Source organism: Candidatus Albibeggiatoa sp. nov. BB20, from assembly GCA_016744725.1.
Taxonomy (GTDB): domain Bacteria; phylum Pseudomonadota; class Gammaproteobacteria; order Beggiatoales; family Beggiatoaceae; genus Albibeggiatoa.
The window spans coordinates 1-23899 of the sequence record JADGDW010000020.1 but is presented as its reverse complement, the minus strand read 5'-3'; the positions used below and the strand labels follow the sequence as shown (position 1 = coordinate 23899).

Genomic DNA, 23899 nt, shown 5'->3' with positions numbered 1-23899 from the left:
AGAACTTTTCATTTTATGTAGGGTGGAATAGCGTAGCGTTTTCCACCAAAATATGCGATACGCTTGGGATGGTGGAATATAGTGAGAGAGAGTTTATTAATAATAACTAACATCAAAGGCTCATCTATTCCACCCTACTCTTTCAAACTTTTTTACATTTTGCGTAACATGAAATACTAAAAAACAAGTCATCGCTTTTACTAGCATATAATCTATTTTAACCTATATCCGATCCAGCAAATACCATTAGCATCAATCAAATTAGGTACACATCTTTGAACAATTTAAGCATAGAAAAATCGGATTCAGCGTCTAAAGACCAATCCATCCAAGATCGATGAGTCATAAAAAACCTCAAATCATTGTTAACAAATCATAAAAAAGATGGCAAACTGCATTTACTGCTCTTAAAAGGACTCAGTTATGAAATTATCACCCCGTTTTCTATTCTTCTGTAGTATTTGGAGTTTAGCTGCTAACAGCCTTGCCAGCGATCAAACCATTTTTATTGAACATCAAATTAGCCAAGAAATTGCGATTGACGATCTTTCTGACCAAGCTGAACAAAATATTCCTCAAATCCTGTGGCAAAATTTCAGTTCTGTTACCCAACACTTTTCCAATTTAGTCGCTAATATTCATAAAAAAAATGAACAGTTAGATGTCTCTACAGAAGTACACTCTTTTCTACAATTTCCAGATCATGAGGTATTAGGTTCTTTACCTGCTTTTTGGATTGAAAGCTTACTAGGTGCAGATGGTGGTGGCGAAATATTATTTGAAATGCCCTCGCATTGGCATCGTAGCTCAAAAGATCATGAATTAAGCACCATTGATTGGAATGGCTTAAGTGGAGCAATCGGATTTAATCCTAAATTTACAACTTGGCAAGCTGAAATGGATATCAATGGTTTGGTTGTTGATAAGCCAGATTCGTTTACTTATCAATTTTCCCCTAGTGATTTGTCCGCCAATTATGGTTTAAACCCAGATAATGCCAAACCTATGTTAGAAACAGTTTTAAATTTACCTGAAATGGTACTTGATAATGAGGCCGATTCGGGAATGCTCTCAGTTGAATATTTCCAACTGAGCAACACTCTGTTACCAGAACAATATTTACCCACAGCACTTAATACCACCATTGGCAAATTATGTTATCAAAAAGCCTTATCTCAATCAGAAAACGAATTATTTAATTTATTTGATTTTGCGGCTGAGTTTAAAGCCCATGATACGGATATTAAATTAATCAATTTACCACCACAAACCAGTTTAATCGACTTATTAGACAATGATGAAAGTGATTTTGCATCATTGGTGAATTGGATGGCGTTTCGTCCTTTTGAAGCCAGTGTTAAATTTGAGCAACTCAGTTTACATCAGGCTGGATTTAAAGGTGAAAATAGCTGCAAACCTGTGGAGAAACCTGATAAATCATCTGTAAATTTCAATAATTATCAAGATGATGCTTTACATATCGAGGCTAGAAATTTTGAATACAATGGCCGTTCTGCCAAACAGGAATCAGGCTTAGAATTAAGCAATGCTTTTTTTCATTTAGGTCGTTCTGCATTTAAAGCTGAAGGTTTTGCAACGCAGTTTGATGATTTGAAACTCGCGATTGTTTCAGATTTAGAAGAAAATACAACAGACCTTGCTAAATCAAGCCTTAATATTAATATCAGCAATTTTGAATTACCCAATATTTTTGCAGATGACGAAAAGTTAAATACGAAACTGGCGTTTGCGATTAATCGGCTAGATGTAGCTGCATTAGTGGAATTACAAACATTTATCGAGCAGCTCACCCAAAATTTAAGTGATGAAGATGATCCATCTATATTTGGTTTTGCTTTATTAAGTAAATCAATGGAACTGATCCCAAAATTAATTAAGCAATCTCCATATATTCAAGTTCAAGGCTTAGAGAAAGGAAATAAGTTTAGTGTCGAATTAGGAAAGCATAATAAACTATCAGGCTCTATTAGTTTAAATATTGATGGCGAACAGCTTCCACAACTACCGAGTCAAACTGATTTAATTTCTGCGTTAAAAGGCAACGTTGACCTAGAGTTTAAATTTACCCAAGATAAAGCCAATCAGCTCGTCAGTCAGTTATTTGAAGTTGAACCATCAGAAGCAGCAGAATTGATTCAGCAATGGACTACAATTGGTCAAGTGACGCATGAGGGTGAGTATTATACAGTGACATTGGATATAGATTTAGAAGAGGGACAACTCAAAGGTCATAACCCTACTAGCAACATGATTGTGTCAGTATTACAATTGTATATGAATACGATGTTATCAATGCCGATTGGAGAATAAGCATGAACTTGCAGTTTCTCATTATTGATCCACAATACGATTTTGCTGATCCTAAAGGGCAATTGTTTGTGCCGAATGCCGATCAGGATGCGTTACGCTTGGCGACGATGTTAGAGCGTCATTTGCAATATATTCAAGCAATTCATGTGACTTTAGATTCACATCACTGGTTTGACATCGCGCACCCTGCGTTTTGGATTAATACTAAAGGGGAACATCCTGAACCATTTACCTTGATTTCTGAACAAGACATAAACTCAGGTCATTGGAAAGCAGCAAAGCCCACATTTCAAACCCGAGCGCGTGAATATGTTAAAGCTTTAAAACAGAATGGGCGTTATGATTTAGTGGTTTGGCCACCACATTGTCTTATTGGGCAAAAAGGCCATACGATTGTTGAACCGATTGCACAGCAGCTGAATGCTTGGGAAACCCAACAAACCACGGTGAACTATGTACTTAAAGGCACTAACATTTGGACAGAGCACTACAGTGCAATTAAAGCTGATGTATCCGATCCAGAAGACAGTAACACCCATTTGAATACCGCATTAATTTCGGCTTTAAAACATGCAGATAAGATTGTGATTGCAGGCCAAGCATTATCACATTGTGTCGCCAACACTGTATCTGATATTGCTGAATTTTTAGAACCTCAAGAGATTCAGAAATTAGTACTGATTGAAGATGCAACTTCATCTGTTGCAGGTTTTGAACATTTAGCTCAAGCATTTATGCAAGCCATGCAGGCTCGAGGCATGAAGGTTGCGAAATCAACTGAGATGCTATTGTAAATAGTTTGTTCTCTGTTGTTACATCAACTTTACTACGGACCTTCGCTCTTGAAATAATGGATGCAAAAACAACTATAATTCTTAAGCAAGTTTAGCTTCATAACAAAGGTTAAACAATGACAAATGACATGCAGATTTCCAAAATATCATTGGGCTTTTTTCCTACCCCTATTGTTGAGCTTTCAAACTTAAGTCAGGTACTGGGCGGCGCAAAAATATTCATGAAGCGCGATGACCAAACAGGGCTTGCATTAGGAGGTAATAAAACCCGCAAACTAGAATACATCCTTAGCGATACAATAAATAGCTCAAGGGTGCGACACACTTATTACTGCTGGGGCTGCACAATCTAATCATTGCCGCCAAACAGTTGCCGCTGCAGCACAATTAAATTTGGAATGCCATTTAGCTCTAGGTGGTTCAAAGCCTAGCAATATTTCAGGGAATTTACTGTTAGATAAAATGATGGGTGGCCATATTCATTGGGCAGGAAAGCATCGCAAAGGTGAAGATATTCCCGCATTATATGAGCAACTACAATCAGCAGGAAAAAACCTTATATCATACCTTATGGTGGCTCAAATGAATTAGGGGCTATTGCATTTATCGAAGCAACCAAAGAATTGATGACACGAAGCTACGCATTTACCCATATTGTTTTTGCATCTAGCTCAGGTGGCACTCAGGCGGGTTTGATGTTAGGCAAAGAGGTTTTTAAACAAAATTATCAAGTGGTTGGAATTAATATTGATAAAGATGAAACGGCTGAGCACGCTTTTCTACAACAAGTGCTGGCTCTTGCAAACCGTACTGCTCGCCGATTAAAGTTGAATCATGAACTGACAGAATCTGACCTTATTTTAAAGAATCATTATGTCGGGGCAGGTTATGGTGTTATCGGGGAATTGGAAAAAGAGGCCATTATACTCACCGCTCAAACTGAGGGTATTTTGTTAGACCTAGTTTATACAGGTAGGGCATGGGAGGACTTATTGATATGATTCGCTCAAACGAGATTACGGCCACAGACCGTGTATTATTTTGGCATACTGGTGGTGCGCCTGCATTATTTGCTTATTCAGAACAGTTTAATCACCTTTAAAGTTGGATGCTATGGAGTCTATTCATTCAGGCAGTTTGAATATAAAATCCACATCATTTATTGATGATATTTTTATGATTTCTGGATTTGATTAAGAATCACGCCTTCATATTGATGATAGCAAAGATCATAAAAGAGGCTTATGTAATAGATTTTGGGAGGAGCTTACTTAAAGGCCTTATCATGTGATTTTTCAAACGATTATATTGATTTTTGAAAGGCCAAAATAGGCTGAATACTTAATAGAAAATTATCGGCAAAATGATTTATGACCTGAGTGATAGTATCAATAGTTCGGATGTGTTTTAAGATATGCAATAAAAATAAATGGCTTACAAATGAATGATAGGATTTATAACTTCTTAAAATGTTTTGCATTTTCTAAAAACTGTCCGACGTATTGTAATATCTAAACATAACGATCGAAGAACCTGAAGCTGTTTTCTTCACCAAGCCATGGGTATAAAATCAGCTCTATGTTCCCCGAAATATGCTACATCAATGAATAGCAGCTAGTTATGATTTGCTTTTAAATGGACGTTTTCCTTGTTTACGAGCACTATTCGCACCGTCACGTTTTGGACCGCCACTACTACCACCGCCACTATTGCCCCGACCTCTACCGCCGCCACCACTACCACGGTTGCCACCACCGCCACCACTACGGCCGCCGCCATTACTACCACCCCGGCGTGGTCTTCTACTAGGTCGGCTATCACCGCTACCATCGTCTTCAACTTCCACAATGTCTAAAGTCTTGCCACATACCCGCACTTTTTTAAGATGATTCAATACGTCGTGAGACATACCTAATGGTAATTTGACTGTGGTATGACTAGGGAAAAATTGGATTTGCCCAATATAACGGCTTTCCATATTCGCTTCATTAGCAATTGCACCGACAATATGTTTCGGTTCAACCCCATCATCTTTACCTACAGCAAGACGGTAAGTCACCCAATCAACATGATTTTCATCTCTTGCTGTTGGATTATATTCTTTAGCATTTTTGGGTAATTGTAATGGACGTTCACGTTGTGCAAGAAAGGCTAACGCCGCTGAAATATCGCCTAATTCCATTTCATCTTCATGCTGGAACGAATCAACCAATTGGCGGAAAAAATCTAAATCTTCAGAAGTTAAAACATCTTTGATTTGCTCTTTAAAGCGGTCAATACGTCGTCCACTGACTTCAGCGTGAGAAGGTAGACCCATCGGTTCAATTGGTTGGCGTGTGGCTTGTTCAATCATGCGTAACATACGTTTTTCACGCGGAGCTACGAATAAAATTGCCTCGCCTTTACGCCCAGCACGACCTGTACGACCAATACGATGCACATAGGTTTCAGTGTCGTAAGGTACGTCATAGTTAATAACGTGACTGATTCTAGGCACATCTAAGCCACGTGCTGCGACATCAGTTGCAACAATAATATCAATCTCGGCGTTTTTAAGCTTTTCAACCGTTTTTTCTCTAATAGCCTGATTCATATCACCATTAAGAGCTGAGGCCGCATAACCACGGGCTTCTAATTTTTCAGCTAATTCCTCAGTTGCACTCTTAGTGCGTACAAAGATGATGATACCTTCAAAAGGCTCAACTTCTAACATCCGAGTTAAAGCATCAAGCTTATGTACACCGCTGACTAGCCAGTAACGCTGTTGAATCGCGCTAACAGTGGAAGTCGCGGTTTTAATTTTGATTTCTACTGGATTATTTAAGTATTTATCAGCTACTTTACGCACCGCAGTTGGCATCGTCGCTGAGAATAACGCTGTTTGATAGTCGCTGGATGCTTGTTCCATAATCCATTCGACTTCTTCAATAAAGCCCATACGTAGCATTTCATCTGCTTCGTCGAGGACTAAAGTAGTTAAATTGGTTAAATCTAATGACTTACGACGTAAATGGTCAGCAATACGACCCGGTGTGCCGACAATCACATGTACCCCACGGCGTAATGGTTGTAATTGTTGGTGCATGGATTGACCGCCATAAATTGGCAGTACGTGGAACTCGGGTAAATGACGTGCGTAGCGTTGGAAGGCTTCGGCAACTTGAATAGCAAGCTCACGAGTTGGTGTTAATACCAAAACTTGAGGATAACGATTACCTAATTCAATATGAGAAAGTAAGGGTAATGCGAAAGCAGCCGTTTTGCCTGTACCTGTTTGCGCTTGGCCAATTAAGTCACGCTTTTCGAGTAATGGAGGAATTGCTGCGGTTTGAATAGGGGAGGGTTCTTCATAGCCTACGTCTTTCACTGCTTGAAGTACAGGTTCTGAAAGTGCGAGCTGAGAAAAATCGGTAATTGTGGCGGACATGTATGAGCCTATAAATGAACAACTTGAAACTGATAGCAGGGTACTGGTTACTGCGAAATAGTCAATCATTTTCTGCTTAAATACCTAATTATTGTTCATAACAGAGAATAATTTAAGCGTCATTGATTTATTTCGATCGGCATAGTTGTTATGTATTTGACCTATAAAAGGTTAATTTTATGATATAAATGGCTTTATTTATTGCTGGGAATATATACTTTGTGTAAGGTGAAATAGGTGCTGATATTAAATTGATGGATAAACAATCACCCACCGTATTCCACCATCCCAAGCGTATCGCATATTTTGCTGGAAAACACTGCGCTATTCCACCCTACATTAAAGGTGAGGTAGTTATTTTAAGCGATTAATTAAATCTTGTTCAATACCCGTTGATTGCCTTTCAGTAACTGATTTATGTACATTGTTGGGAGGCGTTATAGTTGCATCACGTCCATTAATAAAACTCTGTTCCTGCACAATCACTCGATAAGCTTTGTTTAACTGCAATGCTCGGGCGGCGGATGGAAAAAGTAATAAACTAATATCCTGACTCATGGCTTGCATCGCTTCTGTATTCGGCGTACCGTCGCTATGGAAAAATTGATTAATCACGTCGGTATTAGCCCGAAATTCATCACCCGCACCATTTTGCAACAAATAAAACTGGTATTCTCCTTGCCCATCTTTACGCTGAGCTTCAGGTGTGCCTACCATATCTTTTTGTGACCAGTGATACCAACCTTCTGCATCAGTATCCGTGCTAAATTTCCGTGGAAACGCATACACAGTATCAGTCACTGCACCGACAGTCGAATGGCAGGCAACACAAAATACATGTTCTTCATAGGTTTGTGGGCGCAAATGACCTTCAGCATCTTCGATAAAACCTTGATAAGTCCAACCTAAACGGGTGCTGATGCCTTGTTCCATATCCCCTAATACTTGTTTAATTCGATCAGGAAAATCATGCTTTTCTTTAAATTCATTAGCAGCAAAATTTTCTAACTGTCCATAATTTTGCCAATAGGTCTTTTTAGCATAACGTAATTCTTTCATCCGAGCTGCAAGCTGAACTTTACCTGTGTCAGTGACATCAATGTAACGTACACTGTGTAAAAACTCCGTACCAATGGGGAATAAGCCCGTAGATAAGTGTTGTGTACCTGCTTCTAAATCCAATTTAGCCATACCTACATAACTCATATAGCGATCTTCCAATGGTGCCCAGTCATATACAATACTTGTTGCGATATCCAATTGAGCATTTTTGTTCAAATCCACACCATACAAAGCTTCATTGGTTTCAGGAATTGCAATATCTTTCTGTTTAATCAAAGCCTCAATAATTGCAAAATTGAGTTGATACACTTCACGGCTATAAAACCCTTGTTGGGTTAAACGAAAAGATTCAGGCAAACGTATTAATACATCATCGGTTGAACCATTGGTTGGCCAGAATGTGCCTAAAAATGGATAATAGCCAAATGCTCGCCAGCCCGTATATTGGCCTTGAGTATTGCGGTCAAAGCCTTCTGCATCAAAATTATAATAACAATCAGGTATGTAACCATTCCACACGCCATCATTATTAAAATCCCATTCCGTGGGTACTTTTTGCAGTTGGCGGGCTAAAATTAAATCGTTATTGGCATTTTGATAATTATTGGTGCGTACATAGTTCAAAATATCAACATCGCTGATTGCGGCAACAGCCTCACTGCGATCAATAAATAAATTTGCCCAATGATTTTGTTTCGCATATTCAATAAAGTCATAACCCAGTTGTAAATCGGAATCATCAGTGTAATTTGGCACAACGGGCTTTTGATGACAGCTATAACAAGAATTAAATACCCGACCATTATCTGATGTGGTTTTGGTATAACATTTGTGAGGGAATATAAGCAGTTTGATTTTGCAGTACCATGGTTTTTAAACTGGATGTTTGTATATTCAGGCTATTAGCAACTGATACGCTATTATTACTGCCAGCACTATTGCTGGCTAAAAGCAAATAGGTTAACAGTGGAATAATGAGAAATTGAAGCCCCATAATGTTCCCTCAATTAGAAATGAAAAGCATTCTCAATAATAAAATAAATTTATGACAATTGATTGATATAGTCGTTTTATTTTAAAGTGATACAGGACTGCCAGTCCTAACATACAAATCGAAATTGACTATAATTGGATTGCTACCTCGTATTAATTTCAAGAAATAGCACTTGCTTGAGCTAAACATGAGAGGGATAACGGAGCAAAAATCAATGCAGTTTATGTGTTTTTAGCGCCAAAGTGCTGAATAAGCATTTTTAGGCTTTATTTTGTACCTTTTGAGAATATGCAATAAGTTCATCAGCAATCGCTTCACGAATGGCAGTTTTATTGTCAACAGGAACATTATAGCGCTGCGCCAAAATCATATATTCTTCTTCTGACAGAGAAATTGTTAGACGAGGGCGTTTAGGTAATTTGGTTTCAAGGCCAATAACGGTTCTAATTTGATCTGATGGGCTAAGACCATGCTTATTCGCTTGATAACGAATCGTATCAGAAATAGATTTGTTTAGCTCAAAAACCAGTTGTACGGCTCGGATGCTTTTATTTGATCGCTGCCATTGATTCGGTAACTGTTTCATTGTGTTTCCATACCACATTTGTCCCTAAACCTAAATCTAAGGCCAATTTAGAAAAGCACAATATATCAACAAGGTTATTTTAAATAATTTGCCTATTTTTTAACCACATCGTCAACCCTGAAATAGCCTGTTTTAAATCACTCACTTTGCACGGTTTTTTTGATTGTCATGCTGTTTTTTATAGTCTAAGATAATGAAATATATTGATATTTTTTCTTGTCATGATGTGGCGTGTTAGTGGGTATTATTAATGAGGTGATAGCTTTAAATAGGCTTTTAACAATTCGCCAATCGCTTCGACTTCAAACTGTGCGGCTAAATAATCGATTTCTTCAAGTAGTTCGCAGTTTGGCTGTTCTTGTTTATAGTCAGCAATCAAAGCCTGCAATTCAAAAATAACCCTAGATAGATATAAATTGTATAAAGACTTCATTTGAGTCTGATTTCACAATATATGGCTTATTTTAACAAAATACAACGACTAATATTTTTTTCATGGGCGTTATGGTGAAACAATTTGACCAGAGTCAGGAGGAATTCACGCAAATTAAAATTGGCCGATTTCAGTGCTAGTAGTTGGGATTCAATCTTGGAAATATCTAATATACCATTGATGAAACTTAGTAAATATTCGCCATTTTGATGAATAAATAGAATTGCTTTGAAATCTACAATATATAATATTTTCACCACTGAGGCGCAGAGCGTCTGGGCTGCATTTCAATGGCGGCTGTTGGAACAAGAAAAGTCAATTTTTTCAAAATGATTATGACTATAGTTGTTTTACTTTAAAGTGATATAGGACTAGCAGTCCTAGACTTTAAAACTGATTGATATTTAAACAATAATAGGACTACCAGTCTTAACACCCAAAACGAAATTGACTATAGTTACTACGCTCTGTGTCATGTAAAATCATTATTTTTTTCAGATGTTAAATGGGTTCTCTAGCAGCCATTCTTGATAGATTAGTCAATTAAATTCATTCTAAAATGTTTTATCCCAATTCAACAATGGCGTGCATCATCAATGTTGAATTAAATCTTGCTAATTTAATTTGGACTCAGTACAATCCCAGCCCTTTCTTGAGATTAAGCTATTAAAATTAATGGAAATTTACAAGCAATTTAGCATCGAAGCCGCGCACTTTTTGCCCAATGTGCCAGAGGGTCACAAATGTCGGCGTTTACATGGACATTCATTTCAAGTGACACTGGTAGTTGGTGGTGAGGTAGATCAAGAAATGGGTTGGATTATCGATTTTTCTGATATTAAACAAGCTTTTAAGCCTTTTTATGAGCAGCTTGACCACCATTGCTTAAATGATGTTGAGGGTTTAGAAAATCCAACTAGTGAAAATCTTGCTCGTTGGATTTGGCAACACTTAAAACCTGCATTGCCTCAATTATGCCGTATTGAAATCAAAGAAACCTGCACCAGTGGCTGTATTTATTGTGGTGAGTAAGTTTACTTGTAGGGATAGTATTATCGTTTAGAATACATTTTCTTGGTTTCTAAATGAGACTTTATCACCCCACATATTAACAATTTTACAAAATAAATCAGCGGTTTGCTCTGCATCATATTGAGCTGAATGGGCTTGTTTACCATCCCAACCTAAGCCTGCGGCTCTCACAGCTTTAGCCAATACGGTTTGTCCAAAGGCTAAGCCTGCTAGGGTTGCAGTATCAAAAGTGCTAAAAGGATGAAAAGGATTGCGTTTAATCTGCGCACGCCCAACGGCTGCATTTAAAAAATTCAAATCAAAGCTAGGATTGTGCCCCACAAGAATCGCTCGTGTGCAATGGGTTTCTCGCAAAGCTTGGCGAATCGGTTGGAAAATAGTTCTTAATGCTTCGTCTTCTGACACCGCAAATCGGAAAGGATGAAATGGATCAATACCTGTAAATTCTAATGCCGCCTTTTCCAGGTTAGCTCCTTCAAACGGGGTAACGTGACAAAAATAACTTTTATCTCGCTCCCATACACCTTTTTCATTGGTACGTAATAAAACCGCAGCAATTTCTAGCAACGCATCGGTTTGATGATTGAAACCCGCAGTTTCCACATCAACGACAACAGGCAAATAGCCTCGAAAACGGTTTGAAATAGAAGTTACTTCAGAATCAGAAGATGAATCATTATAATTTGAGATAGGCATAAAGTCGTTTTTTAGATGAGCATCAAGGCTAAGAAGCTATTGCAAGCAGTTTGACTAAACTATGCTTTATATTGGTGTTATTGTCAAATCTGAGCAAAAGAAAATTAAGACGTATGGATTTCTTGGCGAGTTTGGGTGTTAGTTTCACGGTTCATTGTCCAAACTTGCCAGCGGCCAATGGCGGCTTCAAGCTCTTCTAATTTAACAGGTTTAGCAATATAGTCGTCCATACCTCCCGCTAAACATTTTTCCCTGTCGCCTTGTAAGGCATGAGCAGTCATTGCAATAATATAAGGTCGTTGCCCAGTAGGCCAGCTATCTAAAATTTTGCGGGTGGCTTCTAAACCATCTAACTCAGGCATTTGAATGTCCATTAAAACAATATCATACAAATGTTGATTAACCGCCTCGACACCTTCTAAGCCATTGCTAACAATATCAATTTCATAACCTAATTTTCTCAGTATCAATTGGGCTACTTTTTGATTGGTTTGATTATCTTCTACTAATAGAATCCGCAAACTAGTAATAGGTGAAATAGGAGCAACATGTGCTGTATTGGCTTTATGTTTATCTGTGACTGTATCTAAAGTAATGGTTAAATGGAATATTGTACCGTAATGAACCTCACTTTCAACCCACAACGTACCGCCCATTAATTGACACAGTTGTTTGCATAAAGCCAAGCCAATCCCTGTGCCACCGTGACGACGGGTACGAGAGGTGTCTGCTTGGGTAAAAGGCTGGAATAAGCGTTCACGCCTTTCAACTGGAATCCCAACACCTGTATCTTTGATGGTGATATACAGCTCCATTTGTTCTTTAGCATGCTTAATATCTTCTGATTTATCTGTGATAGAACGGGCTGTTAATGACAATAAAACTTCACCCTGTTCAGTAAATTTCACGGCATTATCTAATAGATGGGTCAAGACTTGGTGCAATCGCTCCATATCACCAATCAAACATTCAGGGGCTTGGTTATCATAGAGTAAGGTTAAACTGAGGTGTTTTAATTTAGCTTTGTTGCGGGTTGTTTCCATCAAATCATCAATCAAGCTTTTTAATTTGAAAATTTTAGGCTGTAAAACCAATTTGCCTGCTTCAATTTTAGAAAAATCCAGAATGCTATCAATAAGGCGTAAAAACTCATCACCACTTTGACTAACCGTTGTTACCAAATCTTTTTGTTCAATGTTCAATTTGGTGTCCATTAATAAATGGCTCATATTGACAACAGCATTCAGTGGGGTGCGCAATTCATGACTGATATTAGCTAGAAAATCAGTTTTGGCCGTATTTGCCGTTTCTGCTGCATTTTTCGCGTCTAATAATTGTTTTTCAGTACAACTAATGTGACGGAAGACGATAACCGCAATTCCAAGTCCGAGTATTCCACCTAAAATGCCTGAAATTAACACCAAAAGATAGCCTTCTCGATGTACTTTCATGGTTTCAATAAAAGCTTGGTTAGATGAGTTCCGCTGTAATTTAACCAATTTAAATAGAGATTCACGTACCGCTTGTTGCACAGGAATTAAATACTGATTCATCAAGGTTTGAATATCTGTTTTTTGATCGTCAATCAGCAATTCTGCAAATTCTTGCTGTTTGATGGATGCTTCACGGGTCAAAGGGAATGTATACTTAATCAGAGCGGTTTCGCTATTAGATAAAGGCATCCGCAGTAATTCAGAGCGGGCTTGCATAAAATCACTGGCCAAGCTATTGAATCGGGCGTAAGCATCTTCTCTAACAAACGGATCATCGGTTAAATACATGATTTGCAATGAAACAACGCGCTCTCTTGCCGCACCCAGCATACGGTATGCAAGTTCGGTTTTGACATTATTTTCTTGGACAATCTGATTGACATGGGTTTTTAATACGTGCATTCGTGCCAAACCTGTGATGGTAATCACAAGCAATAGCAACAATACCATGCTAAAGCCTACAGTAATAATGTACTTATTAGTGACAATGTTGTTCATAGTATGTAGTGGCTAACCCACTCGGTAAACTTGTTGTAGTTGGGATTTACCTTTTAAGCTTACAGGAGCTAAGGCTTCAATACTATAGCTTATAGGGCTTGAGCTATTATGCTGAATCGATGTTAACATTGAATCTGAAATAATCACTTCTCCGCGGTCTGCCATACTGACCAAACGGGATGCTACATTCACAGTATCACCAATAACGGTATAATTCATATAGTTAGGTGATCCAACATTACCAACAATCAATTCACCTTTATTAATTCCAATCCCTAAGCCCACATCAACATCGTAGGTATCACGCCAAGAGTGGTCTAACGCGATAAATTCTTTTTGCATGTCCATAGCGGCATCTAAAGAACGAATTGGTGCATCTTGTTGATGGAACGGGACACCAAAGCCAATCAATAAACAGTCACCAGCCATGTTAAAAATCGTACCATCATAACGATAGCCAACTTCTGTCAGCATGGTAAAGAATTCATTTAATAAGCTCACCACATCGGTTGGTTTTAGCATTTCCGACATAGCGGTAAAGCCACGCAAATCTGCAAATAAAATCACTGCATCTAAACGATTTTTTTGGTCAGCGAGGGTCACTTCTGCTTTATCTGGATGGGTTAGAATTTCATCTACTAATTTCGGAGACACGTAGCGTTTAAACATGCCTTTAAGATGTTCATTTTGAGCTTCTTCTAATTCAGAGCGAGCAAGCTGATAGCGCAATAATGAGCGCACCCGCGCCATCAATTCTTCACGATTGATCGGTTTGGATAAGAATTCATCCGCACCTGCTTGAATCCCCTTAATACGGTCGTTTTGTCCATCCAATGCCGTAATCAATACCACGGGCGTTAACACACTTTCAGGACGATCTTTGATTCTGGTACACACTTCAAATCCGTCCATACCGGGCATCATCACATCAGATAGCACAATGTCTGGGTCTTTTTCTATTACTAGTTTTAAGGCATCCTGCCCCGAATTCGCGGTTAAAACTTGATAGCCTTCTTCACGCAAATAAGTACTGAGCAACAAAGTGTCATACGGTTGGTCATCGACAACAAGCAGTGTAACTTCGCTAGGATCACGGCCTGCATTCAGCATGGAAGGTTCATTTCGGTGCGCTGCCAATTCAGCATCAAAATCTGCTAAATCTACCGTTTTTGAACTGTCTATGGCTTCCATAATTGGCGGTGGTGTTGTGATTTTTTCTACTTTAGTGTCAGCCATCTCATTGATTTGCCCATCGGCCAACGATTCTGGCTCTTCTCCTAGTAGCTTACTTAAGGCTTGGCGTAATAACTGGTATTCTTGTTCCAACGCAGGCAGCAACCCAGCCACAGGTGCTAATTCATTATTTTTGCTCGCTGTTTCTAATTGCAAAGTGACTTCAGCAATCGCATTTGCGCCTAAATTTCCACTGCTGGACTTCAAGGTATGAGTCGCGGCGGAAAGATTGGCTGCATCTTGCTGTTGAATCGCTTTGCGTATATCCACCATTAAAGGCTCAGCATCTTCAATATAAGTTTGAACTAACTCAGCGACAATTTCAGGTTCATCTTCACCCACCAGTGCCACCAATACATCTTGAATATCCTGCATTAAACCGTCTACTGTGGTAGTGGATTCATAAGCAGCAGGAGCTATTGTTATTCCTGGTTCAGCTTGCTCAGGATGGAGGATGTATTGAATCGCCTCAATCGTTTGTTGGTAGTGCTGAGAAACTTGCTGATATAGGGCATCACTACCCGCCAACTCTTCAGTTCGACCATTTGTTTCTAATTGAGTACATAAATCAGCCAATGCCATTAAGCCAAGATTACCGCTACTTGATTTGAGACTGTGTGAGGCTTGTAACACGGCTTGAGCATCGGCATTTTGAATCGCCGTATTTAAATCAACAATTAATTTATCCGATTCTTCTTGATAAGAGCTTAATAAATCCTCAAACAATTCAGGATCATCACCGCCGACCAATGCAGAGAGACTTTCTTTAATTTCATGAGCCAGTTGTTGAGCAGAAGTGTGTGATATTTCTTTAGCTTCGCTGCTTGTATTCTCAGTGTCATTGACAGCTTCAGGTTCTTTACCGATGACGATGTTTAGAGCCTGACGTACATATTGATATTCTTGTAATAAGGCATTGACCCTAGTATCTGCCTCAGTCATATCACCTGCACGGCCTTGCTTTTCAAGCACCTTGCTCATATCAGATAATTGCATCGCCCCTAAGCTGGCACTACTCGATTTTAAGCTGTGAGAAGCTTGCTCGATCAATTTAGGGTCTTGCTGCTCTATTGCTGTGGACAAATTCTGTGTAAGTACTTGGCTGCTATCCAAATAGGTTGTAACCAGCTCAGTCACAATTTCGCCTTCAGTTTCTCCAATAAGATTGATAAAGGCTTCTTTAACTTCTTCAACCAATTTATCAACTTGGGTTGGTATGGCTGTTGTTGGCGTTGCTGCTATTGGTGGTGAGCTTGCTTCCATTATATCTGCTGGTTTTATTTCCGCTGGTTTGACTTCAGCAGCATCATTGACAATTTCTACCACTTGTTCTTGAACAATGACCCCTTTAAAGACACGCGGACAACGTCTTAATCCGGCTGCTAAATCTTCTGGGCGTATAGGTTTTGTAACATAATCATCCATACCCGCCTCTAAACATTTTTCTCGATAACCTCGTAGTGCATGGGCAGTCATTGCTACAATATAAGGTCGTGTTTCTGGCGTATTGCAATGCTCTCGAATCTGTTTGGTTGCCTCGAACCCATCCATCACAGGCATTTGTACATCCATTAAAATTACATCGTATTGTTGCCGCTTAACAGCATCTACCGCTTCAGCACCATTATTGGCAATATCCACTGCCATGCCTTTTTTCGCACTAAAGCCCATACGATCAAGCAGTAGTATGGCAACTTTTTGATTGGTTAAATTATCTTCGGTCAATAAAATACGCAACGGTTTCTCATCTGCCAATAAACCTGTATTATTGGTTTTAAGCCCAGTTTTAAGACCTATTCTAGATTTGGGATGAATCATGTTATGTGCAAAAATATCAATCAAACAATCAAAGAGTTGAGAGGATTTAACTGGCTTATTGAGATAGGCTGCAAATAAATTCATATCAATGTCAGCTTGCTGCCTACCCAATGATGTCAACATCACTAATGGCAATTCATTGGCACTATATTGTTTACGAATTTGCCGAGCCAAAGTCATTCCATCCATCACAGGCATTTGCATATCTAAAATAGCTAAGCTGAATTTATGCTTATCATGCTCATTCAGTTGCTTTAATGCCTCTTCACCTGACATGGCTTCAATTGCTTCCATACCCCAATGATGTAATTGCAAATTTAAAATACGGCGGTTGGTATGGTTATCATCGACAACCAACACTCGTTGGCCTTGTAACTCAGCACGAGAATCTTGCAATTTATCTTTTTCAGCTTCATCACTTAATGGATCAGCAATAATGGTAAAGTAGAAAGTTGAGCCTTTATCCATTTCACTCGCAACCCACATGCGGCCGCCCATCAACTCACATAAATGTTTACTAATCGCCAAACCAAGACCTGTCCCACCATATTTGCGGGTCATTGACGCATCAACTTGGCTAAATGAACGGAATAATCTATCCATACGCTCAATAGGAATACCAATACCTGTATCTTTGACCGCAAAGTACAATTCAATTTGACCATCGAGATGCAATGAACCCGATACATCAACTACGACTTCGCCTTGCTCAGTGAATTTCACCGCATTACTGAGCAAATTCACTAAGATTTGGCGTAATCGTGTAACATCACCAGATAAATTAGTGGGTAAGTGCTTATCAAATGAGGCAGCTAACTCCAAACCATTTTCACTGGCACGTGATGTGACTAAATCTAATGCCGCTTCAACACATTCTCGAATGCTAAATGGATGTTGTTCTAATTCTAGTTTTCCTGCATCAATTTTGGAAAAATCTAAGATATCATTGATTAAGGCTAATAAAGCATCACTACTGGTGCGCACGGTTTCAACAAAATCGCGTTGCTCAGAGTTTAATTCAGTATCGGCCAACAAACCTGTCATACCAATAACTGCATTCATAGGGGTGCGAATTTCATGGCTCATATTGGCTAAGAATTCACTTTTGGCCTTGCTTGCCACTTCAGCTGCTTCTTTAGCCTCTTGTAAATCTTCGATGGTCTGTTCTAAATCTAAATTCATTTTAGACAGTTCAGCGGTACGTAATTTAACTTGGTCTTCTAAATGTTCTCGATGTCGGGCGAGCATTTCATCTCGGCGTTGTACTTGCGCCAACATTTCGTTAAAACCATCAACCAGTTGTCCTAGTTCATCACGGCCATAGCGTTGTGCTCGCACCGCATAGTCATTACCTTTGCTCACAGCGTCAGTGGTTTCAACCAGATGCAAAATAGGGCGCGAAATCAGACTTTGAAGGCGGGTAGTGAGGAAAAATGCAAGGAGTGAGGTAATGGAGAGGATGCCGAAAATAATTACAACATATTCAAGTAAAAGCTGGTTAATCCTTTCTAAATCCGATTCAATAAAAACCGTTCCAACATTACTATTGTTAAAGTTAATAGGCTGAAAAATAACGAGGCGGTTCGATTCAAAATGATGTCCATCTTCTTGTCTTTGGGGGGCTTCAAAGTGAGAGATGCCCTTTCGTTGATAACGGGCAAAGACTTCACCAAAGCGGTCATAAATCACCGCCCCTGTGACATGAGGCTCAGCAATCAATGCGCCTAAGGTTTTTTCAGCAGATTCAGACTCAAAAAACATCAGTGAAGCCACACAGTTTGAACCAATAACTTCGGCTAATACTTTGTAATCTCTCACCATTGCACTGCGTAATGAAGCAACTTCATTGGCAGCAAAAAAGCCCGATGCAGCTAGTAAAGCAACAACATTGACCAGCATGGTAATAAGAATTAGTTTGCGCTTGATAGATAAATCTGCAAAGTTTTTCATAATAAACTCATGTGGTTAACTTACCCTAATACTTGGCTCTACGCATTGCATATCACGGTCGGATGATTTGGGATAGATTTAATAGATTGGCATTGGCTATTAAACCTTCGGCTTTAATTGCGTCTGGGTTAATGCCTAGACGGATTTTATTATTACGACTAAAAAATTTTACCATACCGCCTTTCTTAACAAAATTATCAATATCACTCACAGTCAAAATCGCTAAATCACGGGTTTTCTCAAGAATGGTATTTAAATTATTTTGTTCTGAATCACTGATAAATAAAATATGACAATTTCTAATATCTTGTACATTATCTTTGAGTCTTTTTATTTTCAGTCCACGACCACCCTTAGCGGTTTGTCCTTCAGTCGTAAAGTCCAAATAAATGCCAAAGGGGTCTGTACCTATGACACAAATACTGAAAGGCTCTGATTTATTATCAAATGCACTCCTAGGCCAAGAAACAAAATTAACAAAATTAAACAAAAACACAGCTTTAATTTGATATTCTTTGGCAGCTGGAGGCACTGCATAACTTTGACTATAAGTCATGAGCATAGACAAGACCAGTATAATGCAGCTTATATACTTTAAATTAAATCGATTTATTTTCATGGCATTGAGGCCTATTCATCATACTCATCATTTAGCTAACTAAATATAGCTGTTTGCTAAAATTACACCAATCTGCCTATCGGCATTTAAGTATTGCTATTATTTCATTGGAGAGCATCAACGTTTTAACTTTATATTAAAAAAGTATCAATTTGTTATTATATTTATATAGCCTTTTTACAAAATAAACTAGGACATTATGGCTAAAGTGTAAAAGTTGCAAGATAAGTTGCTTTTTTTAAATATACATTAAGTTTTTCATTTTATACTAGTGACTGAGAAAGTGTTGATTATAAAGCTTAAAAATTAAATGATATGCTTTTTTCCCTGCCTCATTCACATAAGCTAATTCTGCTTGATTTAGCGTTGTTAATTCTTTATCGTCTAGTGAGTGACGTTGTGCTTGCACTTTTTTCAAAATATGTCCTGCTTGCCCTAAGTAGATACGATTTAAGGTCTTTTCACCTTCTTCATGCACTTGTGAAGCAAAATATAAGGTTTGACTGACATCACCTTGTTCGGCAAATTGTTTGGCTTTTTTAAATAATAAGTTGATATCCTTATCATAAGTTAAAAAAGCAATTTCTTGCCAAATTACCTTTGCTTGGTCAACTGCAACCGACATTTCATACGCTTTGACTGCTTGCTCTTTGGCTAGTAAGGCATTGCTACGTGCATTACTAAATTGACTTTGAGATAATGCGTGCTCTGCTTGGTCAAGTGTATCTTGTGCTTGTGCAATGTTTTCAGGGACATAATAATCTGCATGGGCTTTGTGGGCCGCTTTTAGTGCCTGCCGTGCATCACTCATTTCTTGGGTTGGTATACCCGTGCAACTGATTAAAAAACCAACTAAAAATAAGATAACCACCCTTAATTGTGACATATGTCTCTCCTCTCCATTTCTCATATATAACAAATAGGGCTTTTGATACACCAAGCTAGCGTGTTATGTTTTAACTGTCAAGATACGGATATTTTTTGTTATATGTATGACGCAAAACACCAAGTCTATATTAACCGCTTAAACATGACAATTTGCAGTTTAGAATGGTAGGCCTTGTGGTAATTTACCTTTTAAACCTTTCATCATCCGACCCATGCCACCTTTTTTAGTCATTTGCTTCATCATCTTCTGCATTTGATTAAATTGTTTCAGCATACGATTGACATCTTGCACTTGTGTGCCAGAACCGAGTGCAATCCGCTTTTTACGTGAGCCTTTAATCAGAGCAGGTGCACGTCTTTCTTGTAAGGTCATAGAGTTGATGATGGCTTCCATGCGCTTAAAGTCTTTATCATTGACTTGTTCTTTAGCTTGTTGTGGTACTTGCCCCATACCTGGCAATTTGTCCATTAAGCTTGCGACACCACCCATATTGCGCATTTGAACCAGTTGATTACGAAAATCTTCTAAGTCAAAGCCTTTGCCTTTTTTCAGCTTATTAACAAGCTTCTTGGCTTCCTTTTTATCAACACTACGTTCAGCTTCTTCAATCAGACTTAAAACGTCACCTTGACCAATGATACGAGATGCTAAACGATCAGGGTAAAAGGGTTCTAGTGCATCGGTTTTCTCACCAATACCAATAAATTTAATCGGTTTACCTGTAATATGACGTACAGATAAGGCAGCACCACCACGCGCATCACCATCAGTTTTGGTTAAAATCACCCCTGTGAGCGGAAGCGTATCATTGAATGCTTTAGCTGTATTGGCCGCATCCTGACCTGTCATGCTGTCAACCACAAATAAGGTTTCATGGGGCTGAATTGCCGCGTGCAATTGTTTGATCTCGCCCATCATTTCGTCATCAATATGCAGACGGCCTGCGGTATCGACTAAAATAACATCATAGAATTTTTGTTTTCCGTGATGGAGTGCGGCTTTAGCAATATCAACAGGTTTTTGGGTAATATCACTGGGGAAGAAATCGGCTTGGACTTGTTCGGCAAGGGTTTCTAATTGTTGAATCGCGGCGGGGCGGTAAATGTCACAACTGACGACTAATACTTTCTTTTGTTGACGTTCAATGAGCCAGCGGGATAGTTTCGCGACTGAGGTGGTTTTACCAGAGCCTTGTAAACCTGCCATCAAAACCACAACAGGTGGACGACCATTTAAATCCAGTTCGTCATTTTTTTCACCCATTAATGAGGTCAATTCATCACGAACCACACGAATTAATTCTTGACCGGGGGTAAGGCTTTCTAAAACATCTTTACCGACGGCTTGTTCACGCACTTTGTCAATAAAGGCTTTTGCTACAGGTAAGGCAACATCAGCTTCGAGTAAAGCCATGCGTACTTCACGTAAGGCTTCTTTGATATTTTTTTCAGTTAAGCGGCCTTGGCCACTCAAATTTTTAAAGGTTGAACTTAAGCGTTCGGTTAAATTATCAAACATCTGTGTTACCTGTCACCTCGAGATAGCTCTCTATAAACATTTTTACCGTTATTAATTGTATTATAGCAATACCGCGGTCATTCAAAAAGTTAATAATGAATTGAATGATAGTTAGCCAAATAGGCTTTTTTGTTGACTTGCTTTGCCTGTGGTTGCTGCACTTTTAAATGTGATGTTGTCTTTTGGTAAGTTTAGCTGTTTACCTGAGAAAAATTCATCTAATGTCATGATTTGAATTTTAGGGTAAGTATAACCATAGTTGGTTTTGAGTAAACCTGCTTGAGCTGCTTTGTTTAGCATCGGTTTAGTTGGGTTATGACGAGTTAAAAGTATGCCCATATCATATTTTTCTAATGCGACAACACCCATCAGTGCATCAATATCTTTGGATTGTACTTTGCCGCCTTTGACTTGGAATGCGACTCGTATGGATTTGTCGGATTTGGGGATTAAATATTGTCCGATGCCGTCAATGCCTTTGTCCGCACCTTTTCTGCCGTAAGTGGTTGCAAAGACTTCTAATTCTGTTAGCCACCAGTCTTCAAATGCAAATTGGTTTTGCTCCCATAGTTTGATTGCGCTGGCAGCGTCAGTGGGTGTGCCGCGTATTTCAAATTTATTTAAGTCATCGCCATAAGTATCTTGTAAACGGCGTTTAATCAGGGAAACGGCAAAAGGTGCAATGTCAATTCCTATCCATTTTCGATTGAGACTTTCCGCCGCATCAATCGATGTACCACAGCCACAAAATCCATCTAAAACTACGTCACCTTCATTGGAACTCGCTTGAATAATTCGTTCAAGTAAAGCTTTGGGTTTTTGTGTGGGATAGCCAAGGCGTTCTTTATGAGAACCTAAAAGTGCTGGTATATCTGTCCACTCATCTTGAACAGGCACCCCTTTAGAATTCTCTAAATATAATTTTTGACGAATGTATCCTGTTTTGGAATAGTGCAAAAGACCTTGTTTATCTAGCTCTTCTATTCTTTTTTTATTATAACGCCATGCCCTTGTATGACCATTCCATTCAAAAACAGGATTACCTTTTTCTGCTCCACCAGGAGCTGTTAATGGAGTAGTTGTAAAGCGGCGACCTGTATCTGGCTCTATATTTTTATAAGTTTTCTCAATATATTCAGGAGCTAATGGTGTAAAAACCTGATTCCAAGTTGGAGATTCGTTCTTTGTGTAAAAAAATATAATATCATGAACCCTTCCAAAATGTTTTGAGCCTTGGCCAACATCATTATGAGAGCCATAACGTCTCCAAATAATTTCATTTTTAAAGTTTTTCGCCCAAAAAATTGCGTCACAAACTATTTTTAAATAATGGCTTGCTGTCGGATCACAATGTAAATAAAAGCTGCCTGTGGGTTTTAAAACCCTGTGCAACTCGATAATTCTCAGCGTCATCATCACTAGATAGGGAAAAACATGTGGGGCAATATCACGATATACATTCAATAAATTTAACAACTTATCATGCTGAATCGTATCCAATTCCGTCAAAGACTGACTGACATTATGCAACGACCACGTATCCTCAAACGCCATACGCTGAGTTTGAAGCTCGCTATCATCGAAAAACACATTGTAGTTACGTTTAGAATTAAATGGCGGATCAATATAAATCAAATCCACTGACTCGGGCTTAATTTCCAATTCATTGCGTAATACATCTAAACAATCGCCTAAATAAAGTTTATTTGTCATAAAAACGATTCTTGATTAATTAGCCAAACATAAATCATGTGCAAAATATTCATATCAATTAAGGTTTTATACCTGTTATGCGCATATCTCTAGGCTCTCTTAATTTAAATTGCGCGGGCTCTTTACATAAATCAGTTAAGCCCGCCTCATGCATAACCATAGCCAAACTGTGTGGTGTATAACCCCAGCGATGTATCATCAACGGGTCTTGATGCTTAGGATCACCATAAAATACCCACATTGAACGTTGTCCTTCTTTGCCTGAACCCGCATGTAAATCAGGGTTTTTTAATAATTCTTCACAGGCTGAAACCAGATTAGGACACTCAAGTATCATTTTACCATTAGGCTTTAATACTCTGATCCATTCTTTTAAAATATCAACAACTTCCCAACGCCAAAAGTGCTCTATAACATGCACCGCTAGAATTTCATCCGCATAATTATCTTCAAAAGGCACTAGCTTATGTAAATCGCATAATACATCAGGTTTTTTTCCATCACGACTGGGCGCAACATCAACATTAATATAGTCAGATAAAATTTTATTTCCACAGCCTAAATTTAGACGTACCAACTATTTTCTCCTTATATCATTATGCAACTTAACTGTGATCCTTGCCTAGATTAAAAGTCTCATAATTCTTGTTTCGTTGACAACGCACGCTCACGTTCAATTAACTGGTCAGCTAGATAATAATAAGCGGTTTTCCATGCTGCAAGTATTTCATCAGTGGCTTGATCCTGCAAAACATCTTTAATTGCTTGGATTAAGGCGTGTCCCATCATAGTGTAATGTCCGGGATGCACATC

19 protein-coding genes are annotated in these 23899 nt (G+C 38.7%); 6 read left to right on the top strand and 13 right to left on the bottom strand.

Going from position 1 to position 23899, the window contains the following annotated elements:
• The first annotated feature begins 423 nt into the window (after positions 1-423).
• The 5 genes from ABXH34_RS03915 to ABXH34_RS03895 all read left to right on the top strand — a co-directional run bounded on the left by ABXH34_RS03915 (position 424) and on the right by ABXH34_RS03895 (position 4126).
• On the top strand, positions 424-2331 hold the full coding sequence (locus ABXH34_RS03915; RefSeq protein WP_353570559.1) for a DUF945 family protein: 1908 nt from the start codon (positions 424-426) through the stop codon (positions 2329-2331).
• Positions 2332-2333: 2 nt separating this feature from the next.
• Positions 2334-3125, top strand: a complete 792-nt coding sequence (locus ABXH34_RS03910; protein WP_353570558.1) for a cysteine hydrolase family protein — start codon at positions 2334-2336, stop codon at positions 3123-3125.
• A 116-nt stretch (positions 3126-3241) separates the two neighbouring features.
• Positions 3242-3478: a hypothetical protein gene (locus ABXH34_RS03905; protein ID WP_353570557.1), complete on the top strand. Its 237-nt coding sequence runs from the start codon at positions 3242-3244 to the stop codon at positions 3476-3478.
• Between the two features lie 40 nt (positions 3479-3518).
• Positions 3519-3716, top strand: coding sequence for a hypothetical protein (locus ABXH34_RS03900; protein ID WP_353570556.1), 198 nt, complete (start codon positions 3519-3521; stop codon positions 3714-3716).
• Positions 3717-3751: 35 nt separating this feature from the next.
• Positions 3752-4126 carry a PALP domain-containing protein gene (locus ABXH34_RS03895; RefSeq protein WP_353570555.1) on the top strand — a complete coding sequence of 125 codons (375 nt, stop codon included), beginning with the start codon at positions 3752-3754 and terminating at the stop codon, positions 4124-4126.
• 617 nt (positions 4127-4743) lie between these two features.
• Here ABXH34_RS03895 and ABXH34_RS03890 read toward each other — a convergent pair.
• From ABXH34_RS03890 to ABXH34_RS03870, 5 genes are all read right to left on the bottom strand, one after another.
• A complete protein-coding gene (locus ABXH34_RS03890) occupies positions 4744-6552 on the bottom strand; it encodes a DEAD/DEAH box helicase (protein WP_353570554.1) in 1809 nt (602 codons plus the stop codon).
• A gap of 354 nt (positions 6553-6906) precedes the next feature.
• Positions 6907-8457, bottom strand: coding sequence for an Aq_1262 family (lipo)protein (locus ABXH34_RS03885; protein ID WP_502710395.1), 1551 nt, complete (start codon positions 8455-8457; stop codon positions 6907-6909).
• A complete protein-coding gene (locus ABXH34_RS03880; RefSeq protein ID WP_353570552.1) occupies positions 8417-8608 on the bottom strand; it encodes a hypothetical protein in 192 nt (63 codons plus the stop codon). The genes ABXH34_RS03885 and ABXH34_RS03880 overlap by 41 nt, the downstream gene beginning before the upstream one ends.
• A 259-nt stretch (positions 8609-8867) precedes the next feature.
• Complete coding sequence (locus ABXH34_RS03875) at positions 8868-9194, bottom strand: hypothetical protein (RefSeq protein ID WP_353570551.1); 327 nt, start codon at positions 9192-9194, stop codon at positions 8868-8870.
• A 247-nt stretch (positions 9195-9441) separates the two neighbouring features.
• Complete coding sequence (locus tag ABXH34_RS03870) at positions 9442-9627, bottom strand: hypothetical protein (protein WP_353570550.1); 186 nt, start codon at positions 9625-9627, stop codon at positions 9442-9444.
• A gap of 675 nt (positions 9628-10302) precedes the next feature.
• Between ABXH34_RS03870 and queD the strand changes: the two genes are divergently transcribed.
• Positions 10303-10659, top strand: a complete 357-nt coding sequence (queD, locus tag ABXH34_RS03865; protein WP_353570549.1) for a 6-carboxytetrahydropterin synthase QueD — start codon at positions 10303-10305, stop codon at positions 10657-10659.
• A 27-nt stretch (positions 10660-10686) separates the two neighbouring features.
• Here queD and rnt read toward each other — a convergent pair whose 3' ends face one another.
• The 8 genes from rnt to ABXH34_RS03825 form a co-directional block, all read right to left on the bottom strand.
• Positions 10687-11355: a ribonuclease T gene (gene rnt, locus ABXH34_RS03860; RefSeq protein WP_353570548.1), complete on the bottom strand. Its 669-nt coding sequence runs from the start codon at positions 11353-11355 to the stop codon at positions 10687-10689.
• A 104-nt stretch (positions 11356-11459) separates the two neighbouring features.
• A complete protein-coding gene (locus ABXH34_RS03855; protein ID WP_353570547.1) occupies positions 11460-13346 on the bottom strand; it encodes an ATP-binding protein in 1887 nt (628 codons plus the stop codon).
• Positions 13347-13358: 12 nt separating this feature from the next.
• A complete protein-coding gene (locus tag ABXH34_RS03850; protein WP_353570546.1) occupies positions 13359-18347 on the bottom strand; it encodes a sensor histidine kinase, YfiR-like protein-associated in 4989 nt (1662 codons plus the stop codon).
• 52 nt (positions 18348-18399) lie between these two features.
• Entirely contained in the window at positions 18400-18909 is a 510-nt protein-coding gene (locus ABXH34_RS03845; protein ID WP_353570545.1) for a TOL_0243 family YfiR-like periplasmic protein, read from the bottom strand.
• 325 nt (positions 18910-19234) lie between these two features.
• Complete coding sequence (locus ABXH34_RS03840) at positions 19235-19852, bottom strand: DUF4398 domain-containing protein (protein ID WP_353570544.1); 618 nt, start codon at positions 19850-19852, stop codon at positions 19235-19237.
• A gap of 159 nt (positions 19853-20011) precedes the next feature.
• A complete protein-coding gene (gene ffh / locus ABXH34_RS03835) occupies positions 20012-21373 on the bottom strand; it encodes a signal recognition particle protein (protein ID WP_353570543.1) in 1362 nt (453 codons plus the stop codon).
• A 111-nt stretch (positions 21374-21484) separates the two neighbouring features.
• On the bottom strand, positions 21485-23086 hold the full coding sequence (locus ABXH34_RS03830; protein WP_353570542.1) for a DNA methyltransferase: 1602 nt from the start codon (positions 23084-23086) through the stop codon (positions 21485-21487).
• 58 nt (positions 23087-23144) lie between these two features.
• Positions 23145-23663 carry a class I SAM-dependent methyltransferase gene (locus ABXH34_RS03825; protein ID WP_353570541.1) on the bottom strand — a complete coding sequence of 173 codons (519 nt, stop codon included), beginning with the start codon at positions 23661-23663 and terminating at the stop codon, positions 23145-23147.
• Positions 23664-23899: the final 236 nt, after the last annotated feature.

Bases quoted from the DNA above. Each gene is read 5' to 3' on its own strand.
- ABXH34_RS03915 (WP_353570559.1), top strand. From the start codon at position 424: ATGAAATTATCACCCCGTTTTCTATTCTTCTGTAGTATTTGGAGTTTA.
- ABXH34_RS03910 (WP_353570558.1), top strand. From the start codon at position 2,334: ATGAACTTGCAGTTTCTCATTATTGATCCACAATACGATTTTGCTGAT.
- ABXH34_RS03905 (WP_353570557.1), top strand. From the start codon at position 3,242: ATGACAAATGACATGCAGATTTCCAAAATATCATTGGGCTTTTTTCCT.
- ABXH34_RS03895 (WP_353570555.1), top strand. From the start codon at position 3,752: ATGACACGAAGCTACGCATTTACCCATATTGTTTTTGCATCTAGCTCA.
- ABXH34_RS03890 (WP_353570554.1), bottom strand. From the start codon at position 6,552: ATGTCCGCCACAATTACCGATTTTTCTCAGCTCGCACTTTCAGAACCT.
- ABXH34_RS03880 (WP_353570552.1), bottom strand. From the start codon at position 8,608: ATGGGGCTTCAATTTCTCATTATTCCACTGTTAACCTATTTGCTTTTA.
- ABXH34_RS03875 (WP_353570551.1), bottom strand. From the start codon at position 9,194: ATGAAACAGTTACCGAATCAATGGCAGCGATCAAATAAAAGCATCCGA.
- ABXH34_RS03870 (WP_353570550.1), bottom strand. From the start codon at position 9,627: ATGAAGTCTTTATACAATTTATATCTATCTAGGGTTATTTTTGAATTG.
- queD (WP_353570549.1), top strand. From the start codon at position 10,303: ATGGAAATTTACAAGCAATTTAGCATCGAAGCCGCGCACTTTTTGCCC.
- rnt (WP_353570548.1), bottom strand. From the start codon at position 11,355: ATGCCTATCTCAAATTATAATGATTCATCTTCTGATTCTGAAGTAACT.
- ABXH34_RS03855 (WP_353570547.1), bottom strand. From the start codon at position 13,346: ATGAACAACATTGTCACTAATAAGTACATTATTACTGTAGGCTTTAGC.
- ABXH34_RS03850 (WP_353570546.1), bottom strand. From the start codon at position 18,347: ATGAAAAACTTTGCAGATTTATCTATCAAGCGCAAACTAATTCTTATT.
- ABXH34_RS03845 (WP_353570545.1), bottom strand. From the start codon at position 18,909: ATGCTCATGACTTATAGTCAAAGTTATGCAGTGCCTCCAGCTGCCAAA.
- ABXH34_RS03840 (WP_353570544.1), bottom strand. From the start codon at position 19,852: ATGTCACAATTAAGGGTGGTTATCTTATTTTTAGTTGGTTTTTTAATC.
- ffh (WP_353570543.1), bottom strand. From the start codon at position 21,373: ATGTTTGATAATTTAACCGAACGCTTAAGTTCAACCTTTAAAAATTTG.
- ABXH34_RS03830 (WP_353570542.1), bottom strand. From the start codon at position 23,086: ATGACAAATAAACTTTATTTAGGCGATTGTTTAGATGTATTACGCAAT.